The organism is Mesorhizobium sp. WSM4810, assembly GCF_055811235.1.
Window position 1 is genome coordinate 82,372 of record NZ_JBVVQV010000024.1, and the last position, 24,972, is coordinate 107,343.

At 63.0% G+C, this 24,972-nt stretch carries 23 protein-coding genes, 1 pseudogene and 1 riboswitch; of the genes and pseudogenes, 11 read left to right on the forward strand and 13 right to left on the reverse strand.

Annotated elements, in window-relative coordinates; translation table 11 throughout:
- Window positions 1-22: 22 nt before the first annotated feature.
- The gene (gene ileS, locus AC0L3O_RS27265; RefSeq protein WP_473480375.1) at window positions 23-3,007 is read right to left on the reverse strand and encodes an isoleucine--tRNA ligase; all 2,985 of its coding nucleotides are present in this window, start codon (window positions 3,005-3,007) and stop codon (window positions 23-25) included.
- A 54-nt stretch (window positions 3,008-3,061) separates the two neighbouring features.
- On the opposite strand from ileS, the gene AC0L3O_RS27270 reads away from it, so the two are divergent.
- The gene (locus AC0L3O_RS27270) at window positions 3,062-3,247 is read left to right on the forward strand and encodes a hypothetical protein (protein ID WP_023802265.1); all 186 of its coding nucleotides are present in this window, start codon (window positions 3,062-3,064) and stop codon (window positions 3,245-3,247) included.
- A gap of 37 nt (window positions 3,248-3,284) precedes the next feature.
- On the forward strand, window positions 3,285-3,578 hold the full coding sequence (locus AC0L3O_RS27275) for an antitoxin Xre/MbcA/ParS toxin-binding domain-containing protein (RefSeq protein ID WP_280811185.1): 294 nt from the start codon (window positions 3,285-3,287) through the stop codon (window positions 3,576-3,578).
- A 35-nt stretch (window positions 3,579-3,613) separates the two neighbouring features.
- Here the strand turns inward: AC0L3O_RS27275 and AC0L3O_RS27280 are convergent, their stop codons facing one another.
- The 3 genes from AC0L3O_RS27280 to AC0L3O_RS27290 all read right to left on the reverse strand — a co-directional run bounded on the left by AC0L3O_RS27280 (window position 3,614) and on the right by AC0L3O_RS27290 (window position 6,545).
- A complete protein-coding gene (locus AC0L3O_RS27280) occupies window positions 3,614-4,426 on the reverse strand; it encodes a MipA/OmpV family protein (protein ID WP_287241839.1) in 813 nt (270 codons plus the stop codon).
- A gap of 231 nt (window positions 4,427-4,657) precedes the next feature.
- Entirely contained in the window at window positions 4,658-5,641 is a 984-nt protein-coding gene (locus AC0L3O_RS27285; protein ID WP_473617129.1) for a bifunctional riboflavin kinase/FAD synthetase, read from the reverse strand.
- Between the two features lie 43 nt (window positions 5,642-5,684).
- Window positions 5,685-6,545 (reverse strand): TIGR01459 family HAD-type hydrolase, encoded by an 861-nt coding sequence (locus AC0L3O_RS27290; protein ID WP_023802261.1) that lies wholly within the window; start codon window positions 6,543-6,545, stop codon window positions 5,685-5,687.
- Between the two features lie 370 nt (window positions 6,546-6,915).
- Between AC0L3O_RS27290 and AC0L3O_RS27295 the strand changes: the two genes are divergently transcribed.
- From AC0L3O_RS27295 to AC0L3O_RS27305, 3 genes are read left to right on the forward strand one after another with little or no spacing between them, the layout of a single operon-like run.
- Complete coding sequence (locus AC0L3O_RS27295; RefSeq protein ID WP_473617130.1) at window positions 6,916-7,392, forward strand: TadE/TadG family type IV pilus assembly protein; 477 nt, start codon at window positions 6,916-6,918, stop codon at window positions 7,390-7,392.
- A complete protein-coding gene (locus AC0L3O_RS27300; RefSeq protein ID WP_473617132.1) occupies window positions 7,368-7,931 on the forward strand; it encodes a hypothetical protein in 564 nt (187 codons plus the stop codon). The genes AC0L3O_RS27295 and AC0L3O_RS27300 overlap by 25 nt, the downstream gene beginning before the upstream one ends.
- Window positions 7,906-8,877 carry a vWA domain-containing protein gene (locus tag AC0L3O_RS27305; protein ID WP_287241836.1) on the forward strand — a complete coding sequence of 324 codons (972 nt, stop codon included), beginning with the start codon at window positions 7,906-7,908 and terminating at the stop codon, window positions 8,875-8,877. The genes AC0L3O_RS27300 and AC0L3O_RS27305 overlap by 26 nt, the downstream gene beginning before the upstream one ends.
- Before the next feature lie 276 nt (window positions 8,878-9,153).
- Here the strand turns inward: AC0L3O_RS27305 and AC0L3O_RS27310 are convergent, their stop codons facing one another.
- Complete coding sequence (locus AC0L3O_RS27310; protein WP_128248347.1) at window positions 9,154-9,981, reverse strand: DUF2189 domain-containing protein; 828 nt, start codon at window positions 9,979-9,981, stop codon at window positions 9,154-9,156.
- Between the two features lie 168 nt (window positions 9,982-10,149).
- On the reverse strand, window positions 10,150-10,854 hold the full coding sequence (locus tag AC0L3O_RS27315) for a glutathione S-transferase family protein (protein ID WP_128248346.1): 705 nt from the start codon (window positions 10,852-10,854) through the stop codon (window positions 10,150-10,152).
- A gap of 106 nt (window positions 10,855-10,960) precedes the next feature.
- Between AC0L3O_RS27315 and AC0L3O_RS27320 the strand changes: the two genes are divergently transcribed.
- A complete protein-coding gene (locus AC0L3O_RS27320; RefSeq protein WP_128248345.1) occupies window positions 10,961-11,320 on the forward strand; it encodes a winged helix-turn-helix transcriptional regulator in 360 nt (119 codons plus the stop codon).
- Window positions 11,321-11,747: 427 nt separating this feature from the next.
- Entirely contained in the window at window positions 11,748-12,167 is a 420-nt protein-coding gene (locus tag AC0L3O_RS27325; protein ID WP_473617133.1) for a hypothetical protein, read from the forward strand.
- 545 nt (window positions 12,168-12,712) lie between these two features.
- Here the strand turns inward: AC0L3O_RS27325 and AC0L3O_RS27330 are convergent.
- Both AC0L3O_RS27330 and AC0L3O_RS27335 read right to left on the reverse strand, forming a co-directional pair.
- Entirely contained in the window at window positions 12,713-13,807 is a 1,095-nt protein-coding gene (locus tag AC0L3O_RS27330) for an alkene reductase (protein ID WP_128248343.1), read from the reverse strand.
- 60 nt (window positions 13,808-13,867) lie between these two features.
- The gene (locus AC0L3O_RS27335) at window positions 13,868-14,689 is read right to left on the reverse strand and encodes an SDR family NAD(P)-dependent oxidoreductase (RefSeq protein ID WP_287260902.1); all 822 of its coding nucleotides are present in this window, start codon (window positions 14,687-14,689) and stop codon (window positions 13,868-13,870) included.
- Between the two features lie 74 nt (window positions 14,690-14,763).
- Between AC0L3O_RS27335 and AC0L3O_RS27340 the strand changes: the two genes are divergently transcribed.
- Together AC0L3O_RS27340 and AC0L3O_RS27345 are read left to right on the forward strand one after the other, a co-directional pair.
- Window positions 14,764-15,327, forward strand: coding sequence for a TetR/AcrR family transcriptional regulator (locus tag AC0L3O_RS27340; protein WP_023802251.1), 564 nt, complete (start codon window positions 14,764-14,766; stop codon window positions 15,325-15,327).
- 227 nt (window positions 15,328-15,554) lie between these two features.
- On the forward strand, window positions 15,555-16,040 hold the full coding sequence (locus AC0L3O_RS27345) for a CAP domain-containing protein (RefSeq protein WP_128169800.1): 486 nt from the start codon (window positions 15,555-15,557) through the stop codon (window positions 16,038-16,040).
- Between the two features lie 69 nt (window positions 16,041-16,109).
- Here the strand turns inward: AC0L3O_RS27345 and AC0L3O_RS27350 are convergent, their stop codons facing one another.
- The 4 genes from AC0L3O_RS27350 to AC0L3O_RS27365 form a co-directional block, all read right to left on the reverse strand.
- On the reverse strand, window positions 16,110-18,797 hold the full coding sequence (locus AC0L3O_RS27350; RefSeq protein WP_128169751.1) for an EAL domain-containing protein: 2,688 nt from the start codon (window positions 18,795-18,797) through the stop codon (window positions 16,110-16,112).
- Window positions 18,798-19,244: 447 nt separating this feature from the next.
- Complete coding sequence (locus tag AC0L3O_RS27355) at window positions 19,245-20,261, reverse strand: FecCD family ABC transporter permease (RefSeq protein WP_473617135.1); 1,017 nt, start codon at window positions 20,259-20,261, stop codon at window positions 19,245-19,247.
- 29 nt (window positions 20,262-20,290) lie between these two features.
- Window positions 20,291-21,238 (reverse strand): ABC transporter substrate-binding protein, encoded by a 948-nt coding sequence (locus AC0L3O_RS27360; protein WP_473617136.1) that lies wholly within the window; start codon window positions 21,236-21,238, stop codon window positions 20,291-20,293.
- Window positions 21,235-22,047, reverse strand: coding sequence for an ABC transporter ATP-binding protein (locus tag AC0L3O_RS27365; protein WP_473617138.1), 813 nt, complete (start codon window positions 22,045-22,047; stop codon window positions 21,235-21,237). Before AC0L3O_RS27365 ends, AC0L3O_RS27360 begins: the two co-directional genes overlap by 4 nt.
- 87 nt (window positions 22,048-22,134) lie before the next feature.
- A riboswitch (cobalamin riboswitch) is annotated at window positions 22,135-22,339 on the reverse strand.
- A gap of 264 nt (window positions 22,340-22,603) precedes the next feature.
- Here AC0L3O_RS27365 and AC0L3O_RS27370 point away from each other — a divergent pair.
- Window positions 22,604-23,436: pseudogene (locus tag AC0L3O_RS27370) on the forward strand (AraC family transcriptional regulator).
- Window positions 23,437-23,535: 99 nt separating this feature from the next.
- On the opposite strand, the gene AC0L3O_RS27375 reads toward AC0L3O_RS27370, so the two are convergent.
- Entirely contained in the window at window positions 23,536-24,471 is a 936-nt protein-coding gene (locus tag AC0L3O_RS27375; protein WP_473617139.1) for a bifunctional helix-turn-helix transcriptional regulator/GNAT family N-acetyltransferase, read from the reverse strand.
- 250 nt (window positions 24,472-24,721) lie between these two features.
- On the opposite strand from AC0L3O_RS27375, the gene AC0L3O_RS27380 reads away from it, so the two are divergent.
- A partial coding sequence (locus AC0L3O_RS27380; RefSeq protein ID WP_473512915.1) for a co-chaperone GroES occupies window positions 24,722-24,972 on the forward strand: 251 nt, incomplete at its 3' end.

Sequence of the window (24,972 nt, forward strand, 5' to 3'; positions counted from 1 at the left end):
GCATGCTTTTGGGCGACATGCATTAAAGTCGACCAAGCGCCTTCAATTCATGCAGCACCGCTGCGTCCCGCGCCGAAACGTCGGGGAATTCCTTGTCCTGCCCGACATCGGCCGTGTAGCGCCATGAGCGCGCGCATTTGAGAAGGCCCCGGTCCTCGGCCTTCTCGACCACCACGGCGACGCCCTTGACGTCGTCCAGCGTGAAGGCGCCAGAAGGCGCGTTGCCATGCGCAATGACCAGATCGCTGGTGATCGCCATTTCGGCCATGTCGACATCTGATATCGCCGCTTCGAGCGCCGCATCATCGAGCGTGACGACCGGCACCGCTTCCAGCGACGAGCCGATGACCTTCTGGGCGCGCGCAATCTCCAGCGCGCCGGTGACGACACGGCGAACCTGCCGCACCTTGCGCCATTTTTCCGCCAGCGCCTCGTTCTTCCAGTCGGCCGGGATTGGCGGAAACTGGTCGAGATGCACCGAGACGGCGTCCGGATGACGGTCGAGCCAGGCCTCCTCCATGGTGAAGGGCAGCATCGGCGCCAGCCATTTCACCAGGCAGTCGAACAGATGGCGCACCACCTGCACGGACGCCTTGCGCTTCACGCTGGACGGCGCCTCGCAGTAGAGCGCGTCCTTGCGGATGTCGAAATAGAAGGCCGACAGCTCGACCACCATGAAGTCGAGCAGCGTGCGGGTGATGCGCTTGAACTCGAAGGCGTCGTAGCCCGCCCGCACGACTTCATCGAGTTCGGCGAGCCGGTGCAGCATCAGCCGCTCCAGCTCCGGCATCTTGTCCAGCGGCACGTCCTCGCCATCGTCATGGGCAAGCGTGCCCAGCATCCAGCGGATGGTGTTGCGCAGCTTGCGGTAGGCGTCGATGTTGGTCTGCAGCACGTTCTTGCCGAGCCGCTGGTCTTCCCAGTAGTCGGTGGTCACCACCCATAGCCGCAGGATATCGGCGCCCGACTGTTTGATGACGTCTTGCGGCACGACGGTATTGCCGAGCGACTTCGACATTTTCCGCCCCTCCTCGTCCATGGTGAAACCATGGGTGACGACGGTGTCGTAAGGCGCCCTGCCCCTGGTGCCGCAGCTTTCGAGCAGCGAGGAGTGGAACCAGCCGCGATGCTGGTCGGAACCTTCGAGATAGACGTCGGCCGGCCATTTCAGATCCGGACGATCCTCCAGGGTGAAGACATGGGTCGAGCCGGAATCGAACCAGACGTCGAGGATGTCCATCACCTGCTGCCATTTCGAGGCATCGTGATTGCCGAGGAAACGCTCCTTGGCGCCGGCCGCAAACCAGGCGTCCGCGCCTTCCTTCTCGAAGGCGACGATGATGCGCTGGTTGACCGCCTCGTCGCGCAGGACGTTGCCGTCGGCATCGGCGAAGACGGCGATCGGCACGCCCCAGGCGCGCTGGCGCGACAGCACCCAATCGGGGCGCTCCTCGATCATGGCGCGGATGCGGTTCTGGCCGGCGGCCGGCACGAAGCGGGTGTCGTCGATCGCCTTCAGGGCACGGCTGCGCAGTGTCGTCCCGTCGCCGAGCTCCTTGTCCATAAAGACGAACCATTGCGGCGTGTTGCGGAAGATGATCGGCTTCTTCGACCGCCACGAATGCGGATAGGAATGCTTCAGCCGCCCGCGCGCGAACAGCGCATTGCGCTTGATCAGCTCGTCGATGACCGCCTGGTTGGCATTGCCCTTCTTGCCGTTGTCGTCGATGACGCGCGTCGCACCGCCCTCGCGGTCCGCGCCGAAGCCTGGCGCATCCTTGGTGAAGAAGCCGGCATCGTCGACGGTGAACGGGATCGCTGTGTCGATGCCGCGCTGGCGAAGATCCGAAGCTGCATCCATCCAGGCGTCAAAATCCTCGCGGCCATGGCCCGGCGCCGTGTGGACGAAACCGGTACCGGCTTCGTCGGTGACATGCTCGCCGGCGAGCATTGGGACGTCGAATTCATAGCCGCCATTCAAACCTTTGAAGGGATGAGAAAGCGTAAGGCTTCCAAGCTCTTCGGCCGAAATGCTACGGAGGCGGTCTATCGTCACCTTGGCTTTGGTCGCAGCCTCTTCCGCCAGCGCTTCGGCAAAGATCAGCCTTTCGCCAGGCTGCGGGCCGAAAGCATTCTCGGCCGCAGTGACCTCGTAGAGGCCATAATTGATGCGTGGCGAATAGTTGACGGCACGGTTGCCGGGGATGGTCCATGGCGTGGTCGTCCAGATAACGACATCGGCCTCCAGCAAGTCCAGTGACGTCTGCGTCAGCCTCGGATCCAAGGCTGGCTGCCCATCTTCGACGTTGGTGACCTGACGAGCGAGGCTGACGACCGGAAACTTCGCCCAGATCGTATCGCTCTCGTAGTCCTGGTACTCGACCTCGGCCTCGGCCAGCGCGGTGCGCTCGACAACGCTCCACATCACCGGCTTGGAGCCGCGATACAGTTGGCCCGACATGGCGAATTTCAACAGCTCGCCGGCGATGCGCGCCTCGGCATGGAACGCCATCGTCGTATAGGGATTGTCGAAGTCGCCGACGACGCCGAGCCTCTGGAACTCGCCGCCCTGCACCTTGATCCAGTGTGCGGCGAACTCGCGGCATTCCTTGCGGAACTCGTTGACCGGCACCTCGTCCTTGTTCTTGCCCTTGGCGCGGTATTGCTCCTCGATCTTCCATTCGATCGGCAGGCCGTGGCAATCCCAGCCGGGCACGTAGTTCGAGTCGTAGCCGCGCATCTGGAACGAGCGGGTGATGACGTCCTTGAGGATCTTGTTCAGCGCATGTCCGATATGGATGCTGCCGTTGGCGTAGGGCGGGCCGTCGTGCAGCACGTATTTTTCGCGGCCGGCGGCGTTTTCGCGCAGCTTGCGGTAAAGCTCCATGTCCTGCCAGCGCTTGACCAGCAGCGGCTCCTTCTCGGGCAAGCCGGCGCGCATCGGAAAATCCGTCTGCGGCAGATAAAGCGTCTTGGAATAGTCGATCGTTTCAACAGTGTCGGTCATCGGCGTATCGGTCATTGGTCTGCCATATGCATTGCCCGGCAAAGAGCCCGGGCGTTGAACTATCATGATCTGGAAAAAGCGCGAGAGGCCGCGCGCAAAATTCCCGGCGGCTCCGGCGGCGCTCAGGCCGCCCGGAACACCGGGCTTGTAATTCGTATCGCAATCGCGAGCGCGCGAGGAAACTGCGTCATGACCGGGCTTTTAGACGAGGCCGGCCCCATTGAAAAGCCCGAACTCTGATGCTTACCCTAGGAGCGTTTACCAATTGCGCCTATGTTTGTCGGCAGATGGTATTGGAAGACCAACATCTACGGTTGTATTTCACAGTTTAGCGCACCGGAAGGAACGAAATGTGACCCTGACGATTGCCGAGTCCGGCCGCGCTCTGCGACTTGAACGCATTTCAGCGATGGCGGATCGCGTTTTCGGCAACCATGAAAAGGCGCAGCGGTGGCTGCGCAAGCCAAGTCGGGTGCTCAACCAAGTGCCCATCGATCTCCTGCAATCGGAAGCAGGTGCCACGCTTGTGGAAGACGAACTCAACCGCATCGCCTACGGCATAGTCGCCTGAGCCATGCGGCTGCGCGCAATACACAACCTGCGACATCACATCGAGAAATCGAAGCGATAGGTCGTCGACACGCCGATCGTGAACTGATCCCTTGAGCCGCGCTCCTTGACCAGGCTGGAATCGGCCGCCGGGCCCATCAGCCGCGAATATTCGGCGAACAGGCTGGCCGTCATCGGCTCGGTCACTTTCCACGTCACCGCGCCGCCGAGGCCCGCCGACTTCACGCCACCGTCCGGTCGGTACCGGCTGAGGCCCGACGCTATGGCTTCCCCGGCGTCGACGCCGTAATAGGCGTCGAAATAATCCGACGAGGCGAACGAAACGCGCGGCCCGCCCGAGATCCTGACCTCCGGCGTCACATCGTGGAATGCGTCGGCGGCGATGTCGGCGACGAAGCCGTTATGGGCGCGAATGCCGTGCCGCAATTCGGCGCGGGCGCGCAACCAGTCCAAAGGATAGAATTCGAAGAAGCCGCCGGCCTCGCCGCCCCAGCGCACCGGGTCGAGGCCTCTCAGTTCGTCGGCGTCGTCGCCATCGCGCGAAAACAGGATTTTTCCGGCCAGGCCGGCGCGGAAGCCGCCTTCGTCGATCAACCCCAGCGAGATGTTGTCGTTGCGCGAAGTGAAGCGGGCCGCAGGACCGGCCTTGCCGAGCGAGATGATCGGCTGGGCGCTGAGTATATAGTTCTTGCTGCCTTCGAAATCGGGGGCGACCAGGCCGGTGGCGCCGACTGTCAGATACCAGTCGCCGGACAGCCAGCCCAAGGCGCCATCGGCGGCTTCGGCGGCACCGGGCGCGCCCAGCAGGAAGGTGGCCAAGACCACCTGATATACCTTGATAAAACGCATCGTCACTCCATACGCGCGAAACACCGGCGGGAACAACCTGCCTGCAAAGAGCCATGGCGCCGGTTCAGTAAACTTTGATTTAAACTCGACACGCTAACTCACTTTTTTGGCGTGCATCCAGCGCAAGCTGCTCGCTGGACGGGCATGACCCTCGGCGATACCCGCCAAATTGGCAAGATGCCAAGTGACGACAAATGTCAGGCGACGCTGCGATCGGCCTGGCGAATTCGCTCAAAAAGCAATGGCCGTGTCGAGCTCGGACAGCGGGCTGACGCCGGCAAGCAGCGCCCTCGCCTCGGCCTCGTCGCGTTTCATCTGCGCGACTAGCGCGTCGAGCCCGTCGAACTTCACCTCGGCGCGCAGGAAACCGAAGAAGGACACCGCGCATAGCTCGCCGTAGAGATCGCCGGAGAAGTCGAAGACGTAGGTTTCCAGAAGCGGCGCGCCGTTGTCGTCGACGGTCGGGCGGCGGCCGAAGCTGGCAACACCATCATGAAGCGTGCCGTCGGCGCGGCGGAAGCGGACGGCGTAAATCCCTTCCTTCAGAGTGGCTTCCGGCGAAAGCCTCATATTGGCGGTTGGAAAGCCGAGCGTCCGGCCAAGCTGCTGGCCGCCGATCACCTCGCTCTCGACCGTGAAGCGGTAGCCGAGCAGGCCGGCGGCCTCGGCCACCGCCCCTTCGCACAGCAGCGCCCGGATTCGGCTCGACGACACCACCTCGGCGCCTTCGTCGCGAAAGGCGTCAACCAGGGTGACGCCGAAGCCGTGGCGTTCGCCAGCCGCCATCAGATAGGCCGGTCCGCCTTGCCTGTCCTTGCCGAAGTGGAAGTCGAAGCCGGTCACGGCGTGGATGATGCCGAGATTGCTGTCGAGCACATCGGTCACGAACGCTTCCGCCGACAGTGCGGCGAAGGCGCGCGTGAACGGCTGCTCGACGAGTGCGGCAAAGCCCAGATGCGACAGCAGCATTGCCTTCATCGGCGGCGGTGTCAGCACGAACAGCGGTATCTCGGGCCGGAACACCTTTCTCGGATGCGGCTCGAAGGTCAGCACCAGCGCCGGCGCGCCGCGCCGGCGACCCTCGGCCAGCGCGCGTTCGAGCACGGCCTGGTGGCCGCGGTGGACGCCGTCGAAATTGCCGATCGCCACCACGCCACCCCGCAAATGGGCCGGCAGCGGCGAGATGGCAGAAACGCGTTCGAAGGCTTCCGTCATTTCGGGGCTTGCGTCATTTCGAGGCTTCCATCATCGAGCGAGCCTACTGCAGTCTCGGAATGACCGCGACCGGCCGGTAGCCGTGCCTTTCCAGAAAGGCGATCAGCCTGGCCGGATCCGGTTGTAGCGGATCGCCGTAGTCGCGGGCATGGATGCCGCCCGACACGTAGAGCACGTCGAAGCCATTGTCGGCAGCACCCTTGATGTCGGTCATCATGCCGTCGCCGATAGCCAGTACGTCCGAGCGCTCGACCGGGCGGCCGAGCAGGTCGGCGATCTCCTTCATCGCGACGTCATAGACCGGGGCATAAGGTTTTCCGGCGATCAGCGTGCGCCCGCCGAGTTGGGCATAGTCGCGGGCCAGGGCCCCGGCGCACCAGATCATCCGCTCGCCGCGCTCGACCACGATATCGGGATTGGCGCAGATGAAGGGCAGGTTCCTGGCGCGCAGCCGCCGCAGAAGATCGGCGTAGTCCTCCGGCTTCTCGACCTCGTCGTCGAACAGCCCGGTGCAGACCACGCCGGACGCCTCGAACTCCTCGACCAGCTCGACATCAAGCCCGTCATAGAGCGTGAAATCGCGATCGGCGCCAATGTGGAAGATCTTTCGCGGCCCCTCCATGATCAGGTCGCGGGTCACGTCACCGGAGGTGACGACGCGGTCATAGGCCGCAGAGGGAACGCCGATCGCATTCATCTGCGCCACCACATCGGCGCTGCGCCGCGGCGAATTGGTGATCAGCACGACAGGTATCTTCGCCTCGCGCGCGGTGCCCAGCGCCAGAGCCGCGGCCGGAAAATGCCGTTCGCCATTGTGGACCACACCCCAGACGTCGCACAGGATGGCACAATAGGCTCCCGACAAATCCGCGAGCGAGCCGATGATATCGGGCGAGTCCGCCATATCGTTTCCCAAATCATGATGGTTGCGAGCGTCGCCGCCGACGTCCGCCGCGGCAGGGGTCCACCGCGGCAGGTTCGCATTAACCGAAGCACTTGACCCTGTCACCAGCTTTCACATTTTTCAGGATTGCCCTGGTTTCAGGATTGCCTTGGCACTGACGAAGGCAAGCGCGCAAGCCGCTCTTGCCGAGACTTCCCCATTCTGAAGGCTTCGGCGGCCGGTCCAGCCGCGCGCAGCAATGCCGGCATCGGCGGCGTGGTTAACGAGCCTTGAAAAAGCAAGCCGATCTTGGGTGTTTTTCAGCAATCTGAAATTTAAGGATTGATGGCATCTCTCGCCGACTAGGGGTTTTGGCGAGGGGCTGAAGACAATGATCCGAAAATTCGGTAGGGACCGGCGTGGTAACTATACGCTGATGACGGTCATCACGATGGTGCCACTGATGGGCGGAGTGGCGCTCAGCGTCGATTACTCGGAACTGCTGCGCCAGAAGCACGCCACGTTGAACGCTTTGGACGCCGCCGGCCTCGCCACGGCTCAGCAGGTCGTCTCCGGCGCAACCGACGACGCCGCCAGGGCCTACGCCAAGACTTTCTTCGAAACCAATCTCGGCCCCGTCGATCCGGCCAACACGTCGCTTACCGTCACCCTGCCCAACAGCAATGCGGGTGGCGGCACGTTGAAGCTCTGCAGCGCCCTTACCTATCACCCCTATTTCTGCCGGCCGCCGCCATGCTGCTGGGCGGCGGGACCACCAGCGGCGCTACAACTTTCACGGATTGCTCGGAAATCCGTCTCAAGAACACGCTGGAAGTCGCTCTGGTGCTCGACAATCCCGGCTCGATGAACGAGCTCGGTTCCGGCACCGGCGCGAGGCGAATAGACCTGCTGAAGACTGCCGCCAAACAGCTTGTCGATACGCTGGCGCTGCAGGCACAGCAGATGAAGCAGGTCAGCAAACCGGTGCAGTTCTCCCTGGTGCCGTTCGCTGCTTCGGTCAATGTCGGTCCCACCCATGACCAGGACAGCTGGATGGACCAGGATGGCATCTCCCCGATCCAGCATGAGGATTTCGACTGGACGAAGATGACCGCCGCCAACGATCCGGACAGATACGCCGAGAAGCTCAACGGCGTCTGGTACAAACGCGGCACCGGCTGGGGCGACACCGAGGATCAGCCACTGACCCGCTTCAGCCTCTACGCCGACATCACCGTCGAGTCCGGCCGCGAAGAAGTGCCTAACACGAAACAGTATATCTGCGACACCTATAACAAGAAAGGTAACTGCAGCAGCGGGCCACTGGACCACCCCGGAATATATCTACACCACCAGCCGCTATGCGAGTTGGCAGGGTTGCGTGGAGGCGAGGCCGCACCCGTATAACAACGACGACACGACGCCTGATACCGCCACACCTGCCACGCTGTTCGTGCCGATGTTTGCGCCCGACGAGGCCGGCACGCTCTGGCTCGATTTCAACCGCGACGGCGCTAACGACGTGATCTATCTGAACTATGGTTACGGCAACAACTGGTGGGCCGACTGGCCTTTCACCGACAGCCCAACCGCTTCGCAGCGGCAGTCGGACATGCGCAAATATTTCCTGGTCAAGCCTTACGGCTCGAAGTCGGCGACCTCGGGCGACGGCCCGAATTCGTCCTGCACGACCAACCCGATCACACCGCTCAAAGACGTGACCCAGCTTGCCCAGAAAGAGGAGATCGACAACGCCATCGACGCCATGGCGCCGAACGGCAACACCAACGTGCCGGAAGGCCTTGCCTGGGGCTGGCGGACGGTGTCGAGCAACGAACCTTTCACCGAGGGCCGGCCGAACGCTGAAAGAGGCAACGACAAGGTGGTCATCGTGCTGACCGACGGCGCCAATACCTACAGCGCCGTCAGCGATAGCGGCTATGCCAATAACAGGTCGACCTACGCCGCCTACGGTTACACCGGCCTGACTTATCCGGGGTCTGGAAGCGTGACGCGCCTGTTCATGAACACAAGCACCGACATCGGCAAGACGACCTACACCGGCGCCAACTACACCGCCGCGCTGGACGAGCAGATGCAGACCCTTTGCGGCAACGCGAAGAATTCGAACGTTCTCGTCATGACCGTTGCGCTCGACCTGTCGACCACCGATGCCGGCGACAAGAAAGCACTCGACGCGCTGAAGGCCTGCTCCTCGGACTCGCGCTTCCGCAAGGATCCCACCGATCCGACCAAGCCGGCCAAGCTGTTCTGGAACGCGACCGGGGCGACGCTGTCGGACAATTTCAGGGAAATCGCCAACGAATTGTCGAACCTGCGCATCGTCGGCTGAAGGGGGCGCAAGCGCCCGGAAATGATAGGCTGGCGGAACAGCGCCCCCCTCTGTCCTGCCGGACATCTCCCCCACAAGGGGGGAGATCGGATGTCGCCACGGCTTTCGCTAAACTCCAACGCCGCAGAAGAGGCGAGGCGCACAAGCTGCCGATCTCCCCCTCGTGAGGAGATGCCAAGTTGTGGCAAACACGGCAGGACAGAGGGGGGCGAAGGATCGCGACCGAACAGCTTTGTTTGGGCCGCTGCATTCTTCCGCTGTTAACGCCGCTTCAGCCTACATCGGCCGCCGGTCCGGCTGCGCCCGCTCCGGTTCGACCAGCCTGCGATAGAGATGCCAGGTCGCATGGCCAAGCACGGGCATGACGACGGCGAGCCCGGCAAACAGCGGGATCGAGCCGATGACCAGCAGCACGGCGACCATCAGGCCCCACAGCGCCATCTGCAGCGGGTTTGTCATCACCGCCCGTGCCGAGGTCTCGATCGCCGAGACCGCGCCGACATCACGGTCGAGCAGCAGCGGGAAAGCGACGACGGTCGTCGCCAGCACAATCGCGGCGAAGACGAAGCCGGCCGCATTGCCGAGCAGGATCAGCGTCCAGCCTTTGGGCGTTGTCAGCACCTCGCGCACAAAGCCACCGATCGAGGCCGGCGGCTGAGCGCCGAACAGGCTGGAGTAGATCGATTGCGCGGTGAACAGCCAGAGCAGGAACAGTGCCACCAGCATGATGCCGATGACCGCGATCGCCGGCAGCGCTGGCGAGTGGCGCACCTCGAGCGCGTGCCACCAGGACGTGTCCATGCCGAGCTCGCGGCGGCGGCTGATCTCGTACAGGCCGATCGCGGCGAACGGTCCAAGCAGGGCGAAGCCGGACATCAGCGGGTAAAGCAGCTGGATGGCGTAGGCGCCGGATGTCGTCCACTGCGCCAGGATCAATCCGACCACCGGATAGATCAGGCACAGGAAGACGTAATGCGATGGCTTTGCCCAAAAATCCTCGACGCCGAGCCGCAGCACATCGATCAGGTCCGCCGTGGTGATGCGGCGCACCCTGGGCTGCAGGTGCATCCCACGCGCGTCCGACATGACATGAAAGCTGGCCATACCCATTCTCCCGTATTCAGGGGGCGGCCACCGCCAGGATGGCCGCCCGTAGCTGCCACTTCAAGAGCGATGGCATGATAGCCGAATTCGATGTGCTTGTCGCGAATCGGGTGGGATTGAGCATGCGGCGCGGCACAGGCCGTGTTCGTGCCGCGCCGCTGGCGTGTGCTAGACACCAAATCGTTCAATCACCTCGGCCAGCGGAACGTGGCCAAGGCAGGCACCCGAACCCGCCGGCGTTTCGCCGTCCTCGATGGCCTGCGCGTATCGCACGTCCGGATCGCTTTCGATCCGGCGGCGCAGCGCTGCCAGCCTGGGATAGGCGGCCCCGTCGACCGCCTGGTGGAACTCCGCCCAACGTGCCACGCCGATCAGCGTGGTATCGGCCAGCGTCAGGCGGTCGCCGACCAGAAAGTCGGTGTCGCCGATCATCGCCTCAAGCCGGTCGTGGCGTTCGGCAACGGCCTGGCGGCCGAAGTCACGCAAGGTCGCCAGCAGGGCCGGTTCGGCCGATTCCATTTCATAGGCAGCCCAGAGCGGGGTGAAAGCGGCGGTGAAACCGGTATTCACGAAAGCCGTCAGCTGATGCATCCGGTCGGCTTCCGGCGAGCGCGGGTCGAAGCTGATGCGACGTTGCGTGTCGCGGGCTTCGAGCCAAGCGGCAATCGCCATGGTCTCGGTGAGGACTCTGCCTTCGTCGGTGATCATCACCGGCGTTTCCTGACGGCCGTTGATGCGGGCATAGGCGTCGTTCTTCATTTCGGTGAGCATGTCGACGCGGCACAGGCGGTAGGGCTGTCCGAGGCGTTCAAAAGCAGCGACGAGCCCCATCGAACTTCCCGCCGGGACGCCGTAAAGGAGGATAGGTTCCATTTCTTTGTCTCTTCCATGTTCAGGGATCACGCTGCGCAGCGAAGCTTGACCCTAAACGCTGGTCGCCCCATGTAAATTACGCACTATTTTGTAACCAGGGTCCGCCATGAAAGATGTCGTCTCAAGCTGCCCGATCGAAGAGGCCATGCGTGTGCTCAGCGGTCGCTGGCCGACCTTGCTGCTCTACTATCTGAAGGACGGGACCAAGCGCTTCAGCGACCTGAGGCGTGACAACCCGACCGTGTCGCACCGCATTCTGGCGCTGGAACTGCGCAAGCTGGAGGAAACCGGGATCGTGCGGCGAACGGCGCATGCCGGCTATCCGCTACGCGTCGACTATGATCTCACGGCAGCGGGTCTCAAGCTTGTGCCGCTCATCGACGCCTTGGGCGACTGGTGGGAAGATACCGAGGACGATCGGGCCGGCCGGGTCTCATCGGCGCCAAGGCTGGTGGCGGCGGAGTAAGCAGTGGGGGAAATTTGGCGATTGCTTCCCGAGGCTCGACAACCGCTTTGGGTGGGATCTGCCGTCCGGGCCGGATACCGGAGGGAGCGCCGGAGACGACCAGTCGAGTGGTGTCCGCAATGGGCCGAATGCCGACCGACGCTATGGGGTGGGCATTTGGTTGAAGCGGCCATTCGCAGAAGCCCCTATCCTCCGATGTGTCCGCCCATTGCTTCACCTCGGCGCGAACCTCGGAAACCGGCCACCGGACCGCGATTGGACCAACCGGCATCGCCATACGACGCTATAGATGCCGCGGTATTGCTCGGCGACAACCGACCGCAGGTGCTTGGCATGCTTCCTGTCGCAATACCTGGTGGGCTGTCGACTGGGGGCTTGTGGGGCCTGAGCGATGGTGCTTACCTCGCGACGACGGTGGGAGAGACACATGCCGAAGAAATACACGCACACTGCGGCCTTTGCGCATTTCGGTACAGCTCCGGTTAACGTGCAGTGGAGTTGGTCGGCTCGAAATGAGGGGACCAAGACCGTTGCGGGTACCCTTTGGCAGGACGAGTTCAAAAAATCGCCAGACGGTCGTCTTGTTTATGAACGCGGGCCTATTTGGACTGATAGCAAAACCAGTCGTGGCCATTACGAGTTGATGGAAAACCTCAGGTGGGCGCTCGATCACTGCGACGGATGGGTAAAGGTGATCATCGCTATCGCGAAGGACAAGAATGCCAAACAGAGATCAATTAAGGAATGCGCTCCGACAAAGATGCAGACGAAAGCAGTGGCGAGTTCTCACTGGAAGCTTTCGGCCTCTAGACAGGAGCACGCCATGAACGGTTACTCTCCGGGGTGAGCGGTGCCTGGTAGCGGATTGGCGGCTTCTGGCGCTGAAGAGGTTTTGAGCCGATGCTGAGGTCACAGGGCTTGATGGCTGAGCTGCCCCAAGGCGGCATGTGCCCTCATCCGCTGTTACCTTGGCCAAAAAGTTCGACTCTTCAGATGTCGAAAGTCTCTCGTCGCTCTGCTGAAGTTCACCGGCAACAAGTCTCTGATCGACGCGCTCCTGAAGGAAGCTGGCATCGCCGGCGCCGGTGGCTCTCTGAAGGATCTGGTCTCGACGCGGCCGCGGGAAACGGATGCTGACGGGGCCGGTCTGTTCGAGGAGGCAGACGGGGAGGACGACGAGCTGGTCGCCCCCCTGCCGGGGATACCGAGGGCCTGAACTGCCCGAGCGCTGATCTCGATCGGGCCTGGAACAATCCACGCCCGATCTATTTGCCAGCCAGGATCGCGTTTATGTCAGGCAGGCCGCCTTGCCGCCACCGTGCTGCCCACCGGCGAAGGCGGCGGCGCTGCTATCGACGTGGGATGGCCGCGCGGGCGCGGCACCCTGATGGCTCATGGCTGGCTTGAAGCGGCGATCGCGGGATAGTCGGTATAGCCGGCGGAGCCGCCGCCATAGAGCGTCGCCTGATCGAACACGGCCAGCGGCGCGCGCGTCTGCAGCCGTTCCACAAGGTCGGGATTGGCGATGAACGGGCGCCCGAAGGCGAACAGATCCGCCTTGCCCTCGGCGAGCCGCGACCCCGCGAGCTCAAGGTCATAGCCGTTATTGGCGATATAGGTGTTGTTGAAGCGCCGGCGGAGTGATCCGAAGTCGAACGGCGCGACATCGCGCGATCCGCCCGTGGCGCCCTCGACGACATGGATGTAGACGATGCCCAAAGCATCGAGTTGATCGACGATATAGTCAAACTGCGCCTGGGGAGCGCTGCTCGAGACGCCGTTGGCGGGCGAGATGGGCGAAATCCGGATGCCGGTGCGCTCAGCGCCGATCTCCTCGACCACCGCAGTCGCAACCTCCAGCATCAGCCGGGCGCGGTTCTCGACCGATCCGCCATAAGCATCCGTGCGGAGGTTCGCGCCGTCCTTGGCGAATTGGTCCAGCAGATAGCCGTTGGCGCCGTGAATCTCGACGCCATCGAAGCCGGCCTCGATGGCGTTCGCAGCTGCTTTGCGGAAATCCTCCACGATGCCCGGCAATTCATCCAGTTCGAGTGCGCGGGGCTCCGAAACGTCGACAAAGCCGTTGCCGACGAAGGTCTTGGTCGCGGCCCGGATCGCCGAGGGCGCGACGGGGGCGGCGCCGTTCTCCTGCAGATCGACGTGCGAGACGCGACCGACATGCCAGAGCTGCAGGAAAATCCGCCCGCCCTTGGCGTGCACGGCGGTCGTGACCTTGCGCCAGCCGCCGATCTGCGCCTGGGTGTAGATGCCGGGCGTGTCCTGGTAGCCCTGTCCCTGCTGCGAGATCTGCGTGGCCTCGGAAATCAGCAGGCCGGCCGACGCGCGCTGGCCGTAGTACTGCGCGGCGAGATCGCCTGGAACGAAGCCCGGGCCAGCGCGATTGCGCGTCAGCGGCGCCATGACGATACGATTGGAGAGGGTCAGCGAGCCGAGAGTATAGGGCTCAAACAGCGTTGTGCTTGTCATAGGTCACCTTTGTTTGTCCCCGCCGCGGCGGGTCGTCTATCGAAACGGGATCGTTGGTGCTCAGGCGACCGTGCGGTACCGCTCGGCGGGATGTTCGTTCCGATAGTTCGGAAGCATGGCCTGGCGTGCGGCCTGAAGCGCGTCCCACTGCCCGGCATCAGGTAGCGGCGGGATGGTCACCAGCTCGCGGCGGTCGAAGCCGACCAGCGCCGCATCCACCAGATCGTCGACCTCCATCACGTTGGAAAGCGTGTTGACGTCGGCGCCGACATGTCCCCAGATCTCCGTTCGCGTCGTGGCGGGAAGCACGGCCTGGACGTAGACACCCTTCGGCGCGAGCTCGAGGCTGAGTCCCTGCGACAAAAACAGCACGAAGGCTTTTGTTGCGCCGTAGACCGTCATGCCGAACTCCGGCGCCAGGCCGACCACGGAGCCGATGTTGACGATCGCACCTTCGCCGGCCGCCGCAAGACGCGGGGCAATGGCGCTGGCAAGCCGCAGAAGCGCGGTCGTATTGAGCGCAACCAGCCGCGCTACGTCATCGGTGCTCTGCTCGATAAAACTTCCGCCGATGGCCGTTCCGGCATTGTTGAGGAGAATTCCGATGCTGGCGTCCTCGCGCAGCCTCGTCTCCACCGCTGCAAGCTCGGCAGGCTGCGTAAGATCCGCCTGGATGATATCGATCGCCACGCCGTTTTCCTGACTTAGACGGGCCGCCAAGGCCTCCATTCGTGCGTTGTCACGGGCAACCAGCACGAGGTCGTGCCCGCGGCGCGCAAAGCGCTCGGCATAGGCGGCTCCGATGCCGGTGGAGGCGCCGGTTATGAGGACTGACGGAATGGTCATGGCATTGCTCTTTTCGCTGATGGACTCTATATTCATGACGATCATCATGAATGCAGGTAAATATGATACCCATCATGTAAATGTCAACGGCGCCGGCGGAGGATTTTGAAATGAAGGTCAGTCGGGAACAGATGGCGGAGAACCGCCGCCGAATTCTGGATGTTGCCAGCCGGCTGTTTCGCGACAAGGGGTTCGACGCGGTCAGCGTGGCGGAGGTGATGAAAGCCGCTGGGCTCACCCATGGCGGCTTCTATGGCCATTTCAGCTCGAAGGACGACCTGATCGCCCAAACCCTTGCCCATGTCATCGCCGCAGACTCAAGCGGAGGGGGCGACCTTCGCGCCTATGCAGATGCCTATCTTTCGCCCCGGCATCGCGACAATGCCGCCGGTGGTTGCCCGACAGCGGGCCTTGTTGCGGACATCCGCCATCAGACCCCGGCTGCACGCTCGGCCATGACCGAAGGCCTTCGCTCGCAGATCGACCGTATCGGCAAGACGCTGCCGGAGTTGGATCCGGCAGACAGACGCCGCACAGCGATCGGATGCTGGGCAGCGATGGTGGGGGCAGTGATCCTCGCCCGGGCTATCGACGATCCCGCGCTTTCGGATGAAGTTCTGGAACAGACGCGTGCCTGGATCGATACCGGGATCAGCCAGGTGTCTGCCAGATAGCCGCCAGGAGCGCCCTTGAGCAATGCGGCTACCGGGGTGGTTGGGCGGCAAGCTTGGAGAATATCGCGCCGCAGCGCGCATCAGCGGGGTTCGCGGACGGCTAAGGCGGCAGCGAACGAGATTTCTGAACGCCTGCCCGGCAAAAGCCACTATTGCCGCTATGTCAGGCAGGCATGACGCTCACCGACACCGCCAATCAACCATCCCTAGAACCCCGCTCTGACGAAATGCGCCCGACGCCAAACAGGCGAATGCTGCTTAGAGCTGCCGGCCTTGCCGCACTGGCCGGGCTTGCCGCTTGCGCCACTGTGCTGCCCACCGGCGAAGGCGCCGGGGTCTCCGCCTCCGCCGTCGGCACGCTGGCGGGCATCCGCGCCTCAGCCGGCCTCGAACCGCTTGTTCCCGACCGTCAGCTCGAACAGGCAGCCCTGCAGCAGTCCGGCTATATGGCGCGCGGCGGCCGCATGACCCACTCGACCGGCTGGGGCAAGGGATTTGCTTTGCGCGTCAAGGGCAACGGCATTGCCGGTGCTGCCGCCGAAAACATCGCCGAGGGCCGTTTCGATCAGCAGAAGCTGTTCGACATCTGGATGCATTCGGCCGGCCACCGCCGCAACATGCTCGACCCGCGCTTCACCCGCTTCGGCCTGGCCTATGTGCGGGACGGCCGCGACAGCTCGCGGCGTTACTGGAGCCTTGTCCTGGGCAAATAGCAACGCGGGCACAGGGCAATCCGCGCTGGCGGCAATGCCGCCTTGGCTGAGGAGATCATGGTCGACCCGTCAATCCATGGGTTCGCCACTGAGCATTTTCTCGATGTCAGGGGCCGAAACCGGCTCGCTGAAATGATAGCCCTGCATTTCATCGCAGTTGTTCTTGCGCAAGAAGGCCACCTGATCGTCCGTCTCGACGCCCTCGGCAATGACCCTCAGATTCAAATTTTGACCCAATGATATTACGGCGCTGGCGACAGCCTGGTCGTTTTCGTCAGCAGCGATATCGTTGATGAACGACTTGTCGATTTTCAGCCGCGCCACTGGAAAGGTCTTGAGCGCACTGAGGCTGGAGTAGCCTGTTCCGAAATCGTCGATCGAGATCTGAACGCCCAGGTTTTGCAGTTGGTTCATCGTTGCGACCGCCAGGTCGATATCCTGCATGATCAGGCTTTCGGTCACCTCCAGCTCGAGATATCTGGCCTCCAGACCGCTGACTTTCAGGGCATCGGCGACGCGGCCGATCAGGTTCTTTTCCCTGAATTGCCGCGTCGACACATTCACGCAGACGGTCATCGGCGGCAGGCCGGCATCCTGCCATGCCTTGTTCTGCCGACAGGCCTCGTGCAGGACCCAATCGCCGATCGGCACGATCAGACTTGTCTCCTCGGCCGTCGGAATGAAGGCGTTCGGTGCCATCATGCCCCGCGTCGGATGGTTCCAGCGAAGCAACGCTTCGACGGCAAAGACGAGGCCCGACCGAAGGTCGACCTGCGGCTGATAAAACAGCGCGAATTCCGAACGGGCCAGGGCGTTACGCAAGTCCTCCTGAAGCACGAATTTCTCATGCGCTCTGGTGTTGAATTCGGGAGCGTAGAACTGGAAATTGTCGCGGCCGAATTCCTTGGCGCGATACATGGCCGCATCGGCATTGGCCAGCAGCGTGTCGGGGTTGGTCCCATCCTTAGGGTAGCTGGCGATGCCGATACTGGCCGTCGCCCTCAGCCGATGTGCTCCGAGCTGAACCGGCTCTGCAATCGCCGCCCGAATTGTTTGCAGGGTCTCGGAGATGAGATCGACATTCGTCGGTTGATCGAACAGAACGACGACGAATTCGTCGCCACCAAGCCGCACGACCGTATCGGTCGCCCTTACGCGCTCGACGATACGGCCGGCTACGGTCTTCAACAGCTCGTCCCCGGCATTGTGGCCAAGCGTGTCATTGACGAGTTTGAAATTGTCCAGATCGATGAACACCACCGTCACCCAGCGATCGTATCGCTGCGCGTAGAGGATCGCCTGCGAAAGCCGGTCCTCGAGCAGAGCGCGATTGGGCAGTCCGGTCAGCACATCATGGTTGGCCATGAAGTGGATCCGATCTTCGGCCAGCTTGCGCTCGATGGCGATCCCGGCAATACGCGTCGTGAAATCGATGAGCCGGGTCTCGGCCGCGGTCGGCTCGCGCACGGTCATCGAGTACATGGCAAAGGCGCCCAGCACAGCGCCCTGGTGCGACAGGATCGGGGTCGACCAGCACGAACGGTAGCCATAGGCCGCCGCCAATTCGCAGTGATCGTGCCAAAGCGGGTCGTGCATGATGTCCGCGACAATGACTGGCTCGCGCCGGTAGGCAGCGGTTCCGCAGGATCCCATTTTGGGGCCGACGGCGATCCCGTCGATGGCGCTCGTATAGGCCTTTGCCAAGCTCGGCGCGGCGCCGTGCCGCAAGTGGCTGCCATCCTTGTCGAGCAACAGGACGGAACCGAATATCCCAGTCAACTGAGACTCGGCGAGGCGCATGAGGCAGTCGAGCACATCTTCAAGCGGGGCGCTCGTCGCGATCATTTCCAGTATCTGCGCCTGCCCGTCTCGAAGGGTGTCCGCTTGCTTGCGGGCGGTGATGTCGTGGGCGATGCCGACCAGACCGAAGATATCGTTTTGAACATTGCGCAACGGCACCTTCGTCGACGAAAACCATTTGCCGGCGCCTGACGCATCGACAACGAACTCTTCCTCATCGATCATCGGCTGTCCGCTGCGCAGCACGCCTTGCTCGATGGCGCGAAACTTCTGCGCAAGGTCGGGGGCATGAAGATCGGAATCGGTCAAACCGATCATGTCACTGGTTTTGGCCTTGCCGCTGTCGGAAGCAATGGCCCTGTTGGCGACGACGAAGCGGCTTTCGGTGTCCTTCACCCACAGGTAGTCGGGCACCCAGTCGATCAGCGTTTGCAGCGAGATGCGCTCGTCGACGATCAGGCGATTGGCGGTGAGTTCCGTTATGTCCTCATGCGTGGCCACCCATCCGCCGTCAGGCATCGGCTGATGGCAGATCTGAATTGTCCGGCCGTCGGTGAGATTGGCGGTCCAGTTTCTCAGGGTCGTGCCCGAATTGACCGCTCGGGCGAATGCGAGATAAGCGTCGCTGGCCATCGCGGATGTCCCGGCAGCGATGCGGCGTTCGACGATTTCGCCCAGCGTCCGGCCGGGGCGCAAGTGTTCGGGCGCGATGCGGTAAATTTCCGCATAGCGGCGGTTGCACAGGATCAGCCGTTCAGCGGCGTCGAAAAAGCAGATGCCTTGCGAGATGTTGTCGATCGCCGTCTCGAATCGCAGCGCCTGTTGCTCGAGTGTTGCGATCGTAGCCCTGAGTTCGCGCTCGAGCGTCTCGTACGAGGAGCCCGCCAGTTTCGCCAGCGTGGCAAGCTCGGTCGATTCGGGCGCCTGGGCGGCTTGCCTCGATGATTTCGTGACCAAACACAGTTCCTCCGGTTCGGCGCCTGGCGCAAAGCAAGGAAAGCTCGCTGCAAGCTAAGCGACCGCATAGTGGTCCAGATATACTAATGGCATGTGAACCGGGTCGATGCCGGGGCATGGCGCAGTTCTTGCCTTCTCCCCTTGTGGGAGAAGGTGGATCGGCGCGCAGCGCCGAGACGGTTGAGGGTGCTGGCCGGAGCGCTGTCGGTTCCAAGCTGGAGCACCCCTCATCCGGCCGCTTCGCGGCCACCTTCTCCCACAAGGGGGCCCACAAGGGGGCCCACAAGGGGAGAAGGTGGAGCCAATCTCGTGCAGGCCCATCGCACATGATGGCCGATCCTGCCGGTGAAAATCTCGACGGGCGGTTCGGCGCGCTGCGCCGGTCCCAGAGGTCAGTCCAAAGACTCGGCATTGTGCCAGAAGCCGGCAAGTGTGCATGGCAGCCCATCATGAACGATTGCGAATGAGCATGGTGACCACGAAGAAAGCGCCGACCGAACTGGTGATGATGCCGATCGGCAGTTCCTGCGGCGGCAGCAGCGTGCGCGCCAGAAGGTCGCTTGCCAGCAGCAGCACCGCTCCGAAGAGGGCGCAGCTTGCAATCAGGCGCAGATGCAACGGGCCGGCCAGGGGCCGGGACAGATGCGGGATCATCAGCCCGACGAAACCGATGACACCTGCGACCGAGACCAGGATCGCCGTCGAGAAGGCAGCGACGAGAAACGCCGCCCTGCGCATCCGCACAACCGGCACGCCGAGGCTTTCGGCAGCATTCTCGCCGGCCAGGAAGGCGTCGAGCTTGCGATGGTTCCACAGGCCATAGGCAAGAATGGTGCCCGCGCCAAGAGCAGCCAGCCCGACATTGTCCCATCGCGCCAGGCCGAGCCCGCCCATCGTCCAGAACAACACCGAGTGAGCGGCGCGTTGGTCTCCGGCGAAGACGAGATAGTTGGTCAGGGCGATGAACATGAAAGAGACGGCAAGCCCGGCCAGTATCAGCCGTTCGGGGCCTTGCCCCCTCACCCGCGTAACCAGCAAAAGCACGATGCCGGCGGCCAATATGCCGCCGGTGAAGGCGGCAACCGGCAACGTCCAGATGCCGAAACGGTCGCCAAAAATGGTGATGACGGAAACAGCACCCGCCGCCGCACCGGAGGACAGGCCGAACAGGAACGGATCGGCGAGGTCGTTTCGGGTTACCGTCTGCAGCAGCGCGCCGATGACGCCCAGCCCGGCGCCGACACAGATCGCCATGATCGTGCGCGGCAGCCTGAGATCGACGACAATCTTGGCAACCGGGATCTTGGCGACCGGGATATTGGCGACCGAGCCGGGCACGAGGTCTCCGTCCAGCCCGGCCGCATGTCCGAGCGCAGCAATCACGTCGCTCAACGCTATGACTGTCGATCCATAGGCGATCGACAGCAGAGCAAGAGCGGCGATTGCTGCCGCTCCTGCTGCCATGGCCAATTCGAACGCCCTGTGGCGCAAGCTCAGAAGGCTTCCGGGTGCATCGCGCTGGCGATCTTGCCGATCGCCTCGATGTTGGCGGGTCCGGGGGTCAATTCGGCATAGCGCAGCGCGACGAAGCGCTCGTTCCTGACCGCATCGGTCTCCTTCATTGCCGGATGGACTTTGAGGAAGTCGAGCAGTTTCCTGTAACCGCCGCCGTCCTGGTAGTCGAGCAGGATCAGGAACTGCGGATTGCGGGAAGCGACCGTTTCCCAGTCCGTATTGCCCCAGCTCGTCTGCATGTCGGCCATGATGTTGTCGCCGCCGGCAGCGGCGATCATGGCGCTGGGGATCGCGAACTTGCCTGATGTGAAGGGTTTGTCTTCGCCGGAGTCGTAGAGAAACACCCGCGTCCGCTCGCGGTCGCCGACCTTTGCCGTGATATCGGCGAGTTGCGCTTTCCAGCCTGAAACGAGTTTTTTCGCCTCGGCCTCCTTGCCGAAAATCCTGCCCAGCTTTTCGATGTCGCCGTAGAGCAGGTCCATCGAGGCGGCGGGGCGGTTGTTGTCGAGATGGACGCAGCTTTCCGTCAGCACCAGCGTCTTGACGCCGTGCGGCGCCAGCGTATCGGGCGTTACCTCGCCGCCCGGCTTCATGCCGTAATACCAGCCGGCGAAGAAGAAATCGGGCTCGACCGCGACCAGGTTTTCGAGCGTCGGGTATTTCGGCGCGAGTTCCGGGATCGCGCCCTGCCCGGCCTTGAATTCCGGACCGACCTTGTACCATCCGGTGATGCCGGTCAGGCCGACGATCGACGGTTGCAGCCCCAGCGCGAAGGCCATCTCGGCCATGTTCATATCCTGGATGACGGCGCGCTTCGGCGCGGCGTCGAACGTCAGCGTTGTGCCGCAGCTGTCGACTGTTACCGGGAAAGCGAAGGCGGCCTGGGCAAGCAGCAGAGAGGCAAAAGACAGTGCGAGGCGTTTCACGGGTGTTGCTCCTTGGTTAGATCAGAAGAGGCACGGTTCGGGACTTCGAACACCGTGAGTTCGCGGTCTTCGGTGGGATGGCGCAGCCGAAGCACCTCGACGCCGAAAATCTCGCGGATCAACTGCTTGGTCAGCGCCTCGCGCGGACCGGCGAGTGCCTGCAGGCGGGCCTCGTTCATCACCGCGACCCTGGTGGCAAATGGCGTGACCAGCGACAGATCATGCAGCACCGCCACGACGGTCATGCCAAGCTGCGATACGAGTTCGAGAAGTTCGCTGCGGGCGCGCGGATCGAGATGATTGGTCGGTTCATCGAGGAACAGGATTTTCGGCTCCTGGGCGATGGCGCGCGCCAGCTGGGCGCGTTGCCGCTCACCACCCGACAGCGAGCCGATCGTGCGGCCGAGCAGCGGCAGCAGGCGGGTTCTGCGAAGCGCTTCGACGACAACGTCGCGTTGCTCGCTCCTGCGTCGCAAGCCGGCATGCGGGACCCGCCCAAGTCCGACGTAGTCGATCACGGCAAGCCGCGGATCGGGTTGATCGGTCTGGCCGACGACCGCCATGTGCAGCGCCCGCTCGGCGGCCGAAAATGTCTCCAGCCGGCGTCCGGAAAATCTCACATCTCCCGCGCTCGGACGCAGCGTGCCGCATAGCATGCGCAGCAGCGTCGTCTTGCCGGCGCCGTTGGGACCGATGATGGCGAGGCGGTCTCCCGCCGCGACCGAAAGGCTGACCGCACTGACCAGTCGCTGGCCATTCGCCGTGGCGCTCAGTTCACGCGCTTCAAGAAGAGGCTGGCAGGCGTCCAACTTACCGTCACTTTCTCAATGGCGACGGAAGGAAGCTGGACCGGCCGACAAGACCGATGTCCACGTCTCCTCCCGGCACACCCCGTCCGGTCAACTCGTGCGATGGCAGGTCTCCTGGCTCGCGGGTCCTTGCGCCATCCTGCCTTCCCAGCCTTGCCGGCCAGTGGCATTTTCGGATTTTGCTCGCCGCTTACAGTTGCGGGGGCAGCCACGGCCTCGATCCGAAGGTCTCACCGTGTTCCCTTTTCACCCCTCGCCTTTCGGCTTGGGGACCATCAGTCAGCCACCCTAGTTTTCCGCCAATCCCAGCGCAATAAGCTTCCGGGGTTCGGAGTGCCCCGCGAGCAATGGTCTTGTCAGAGAGGATACTGAATTTCGTAATGTAATAACGTTACTAATTAAAAGACAACGCCTGCTCCTGTCAAGCCCTTCGCCCGACGCGTTCGACTTGCCGACCAGCGTCGCTTTGCGCGGTGCGCAATTTCGATCAAACTGCCTCCATCAGGACGCGGCACTATGAGCCGGCCAAATGCACAGTCCCACAGCAAGGAGCCATATGAACCCGACCGAGAGAGCGCTGTGGTTCGTCGAAAGCCATCTGCCGGAAGCCATCTCGCTCGACGATATCGCCAAAAGCAGCGGCGTGTCGCGCTTTCACGTGACGCGGGCTTTCGGCGCGGCGACCGGCCGTTCGGTGATGGGCTACCTGCGTTCTCGCCGCCTGACCGAGGCGGCGCGCAGGCTCGCCGCCGGCGCACCGGACATCCTCTCGGTCGCGCTCGAGGCCGGCTATGCCTCGCATGAGGCTTTCACCCGCGCCTTCCGCGACCAGTTCGGCACCACGCCGGAACTGGTGCGCGCGCAAGGCTCACTCAAAAACGTCGATCTCGTGGAGCCGATCCTGATGGACCAGTCCTTCCTCACCAATCTCGAGCCGCCGCGTTTCGAAACCAGCCGGCCGTTCCTCATCGCCGGTCTTGGCGAGCGCTACAGTTGCGAAACCAGCGCCGGCATCCCGATGCAATGGCAAAGGTTCGGCCCCTATGTCGGCAACATTCCAGGCGAGGTCGGCGACGTCGCCTATGGCGTCTGCGTCAACGGCGACGATGCAGGCAATTCGACTATATCGCCGGCGTCGAGGTGTCCGATTTCTCGGACCTGCCGAAGGAGTTTTCGCGCGTACGCGTGCCGGCGCAGAAATACGCCGTGTTCGCCCATCGCGACCACATCTCGACCATCCGCCGCACGGTCAACACGATCTGGAACAAATGGCTGCCGGCCTCCGGGCACAAGATTGCCGACGCGCCCGAATTCGAGCGCTACGGCCCCGAATTCGATCCGCGCAGCGGCAATGGCGGGCTGGAAATCTGGATACCGGTCAAAGGGTGAGGAAGGGCCAGTTTTCAACTTGTGTTGGAGACTAGTGTCGAGGCGCTCCGCCTTATCTTGCCTTCTCCCCTTGTCCCACAAGGGGAGAGTGGAAAGACGCTACAACTCCAGGTTCCAGTTCTGGCCGACCAGATCCTTGCCGAAGGCATGGTGGCGCTCCTGATTGGCCAGCTTGAACCCGGCCGCCTCGTAGATGCGGCGCGCTGAAGTGAGCACGTCGTTGGTCCACAGCGTCAATTTCTTGTAGCCCTTGGCACGGGCAAAGCCGATGCATTCCTCGACCAGCCGCCTGCCGATGCCGAGACCGCGCGCCGAGCGCTCGACATAGAGCAGGCGCAGCTTCGCCACCGCGTCCGACTGGCGCACGACGAAGACCGAGCCGACGACTTCCCCTTCCCGCTCGGCGATCCAGCTGCGTTCCCATTTCGGATCGTAGGATTTGACGAAAGCGCCGAGGATTTCGGCGACCAGCGCCTCATAAGTTTCGTCCCAGCCATATTCCTGCGCATAGAGCAGGCCCTGGCGATGGATGATCCAGCCGATGTCGCCGACCTGCAAAGACCGCAGCATGTAAGGGACCCTGGGCTCTGCACTCTCGCCCAGCAGGCGCTGCACCGTCTGCATCGCCTTGACCAGCCTGTCCTGTTCCGGTGCGGCGAGCCGGTCGAGCAGGGCCGCGACCTGATCGTGCGAACCCTGGTTCAGCGGCGCGAACGCCGCTCTTCCCGCCGGCGTCAGCGCAATCGACGAGCGCCGAGCATCGGCTTGCGTCGCCACGCGCTCGACCAGGCCACGCTCCTCGAACTTCTTCAGCAACCGGCTGAGATAGCCGGGGTCGAGACCGAGATCGCGCGCAAGATCGGTGGCGGTCAGGCCATCGCGATGCGCCAGTTCATAGAGCACCCGAGCCTCGGTCAGCGAGAAGGCGCTTTTCAGCAGCCCTTCGTCGAGCAACCCGATCTGGCGGGTGTAGAAGCGGTTGAAGCCCCGCACCGCATCGATCCGCTCCCTGCCGGGTTGATGATGAATCGTCATGGCATCCTCCTGCCCGCACAAGATCAACCATTTAGTTGACTCAGTCAAGTATCAGTTCGAAGCAGGCTGCGGCTGTCGATCAGCTCACTCAGCGCCTTGACTCTCGCCAGCCACCGGCTTATCTCACCGCCACGTTAGCACTCGCCATTGGTGAGTGCTAAGCGTAGGTCCGGCGCCGCCGGGCTTATAGGTTTGTCCGGCGCCGCCGGACGGAGGAACTATTCTCACCATTCTCACCGAGGAATAAAAAATGGCAAAGTCGAAGTTCCGCCCGCTTCATGACCGCGTGGTCGTACGCCGGGTTGAATCCGAATCCAAGACTGCCGGCGGGATCATCATCCCCGACACGGCGAAGGAAAAGCCGCAGGAAGGCGAGATCATCGCCGTTGGTTCCGGCGCCCGCGACGAAGCCGGCAAGCTCGTCCCGCTGGACGTCAAGGCCGGCGATCGCATCCTGTTCGGCAAGTGGTCGGGCACCGAAGTCAAGCTCAATGGCGAAGA

What these genes read in the sequence shown, in the direction of transcription:
- ileS (WP_473480375.1), bottom strand. Translation starts at nt 3,007, where the DNA reads ATGACCGACACTGTTGAAACGATCGACTATTCCAAGACGCTTTATCTG.
- AC0L3O_RS27280 (WP_287241839.1), bottom strand. Translation starts at nt 4,426, where the DNA reads ATGCGTTTTATCAAGGTATATCAGGTGGTCTTGGCCACCTTCCTGCTG.
- AC0L3O_RS27285 (WP_473617129.1), bottom strand. Translation starts at nt 5,641, where the DNA reads ATGACGGAAGCCTTCGAACGCGTTTCTGCCATCTCGCCGCTGCCGGCC.
- AC0L3O_RS27290 (WP_023802261.1), bottom strand. Translation starts at nt 6,545, where the DNA reads ATGGCGGACTCGCCCGATATCATCGGCTCGCTCGCGGATTTGTCGGGA.
- AC0L3O_RS27295 (WP_473617130.1), top strand. Translation starts at nt 6,916, where the DNA reads ATGATCCGAAAATTCGGTAGGGACCGGCGTGGTAACTATACGCTGATG.
- AC0L3O_RS27310 (WP_128248347.1), bottom strand. Translation starts at nt 9,981, where the DNA reads ATGGCCAGCTTTCATGTCATGTCGGACGCGCGTGGGATGCACCTGCAG.
- AC0L3O_RS27315 (WP_128248346.1), bottom strand. Translation starts at nt 10,854, where the DNA reads ATGGAACCTATCCTCCTTTACGGCGTCCCGGCGGGAAGTTCGATGGGG.
- AC0L3O_RS27320 (WP_128248345.1), top strand. Translation starts at nt 10,961, where the DNA reads ATGAAAGATGTCGTCTCAAGCTGCCCGATCGAAGAGGCCATGCGTGTG.
- AC0L3O_RS27325 (WP_473617133.1), top strand. Translation starts at nt 11,748, where the DNA reads ATGCCGAAGAAATACACGCACACTGCGGCCTTTGCGCATTTCGGTACA.
- AC0L3O_RS27330 (WP_128248343.1), bottom strand. Translation starts at nt 13,807, where the DNA reads ATGACAAGCACAACGCTGTTTGAGCCCTATACTCTCGGCTCGCTGACC.
- AC0L3O_RS27335 (WP_287260902.1), bottom strand. Translation starts at nt 14,689, where the DNA reads ATGAATATAGAGTCCATCAGCGAAAAGAGCAATGCCATGACCATTCCG.
- AC0L3O_RS27340 (WP_023802251.1), top strand. Translation starts at nt 14,764, where the DNA reads ATGAAGGTCAGTCGGGAACAGATGGCGGAGAACCGCCGCCGAATTCTG.
- AC0L3O_RS27345 (WP_128169800.1), top strand. Translation starts at nt 15,555, where the DNA reads ATGCGCCCGACGCCAAACAGGCGAATGCTGCTTAGAGCTGCCGGCCTT.
- AC0L3O_RS27355 (WP_473617135.1), bottom strand. Translation starts at nt 20,261, where the DNA reads ATGGCAGCAGGAGCGGCAGCAATCGCCGCTCTTGCTCTGCTGTCGATC.
- AC0L3O_RS27375 (WP_473617139.1), bottom strand. Translation starts at nt 24,471, where the DNA reads ATGACGATTCATCATCAACCCGGCAGGGAGCGGATCGATGCGGTGCGG.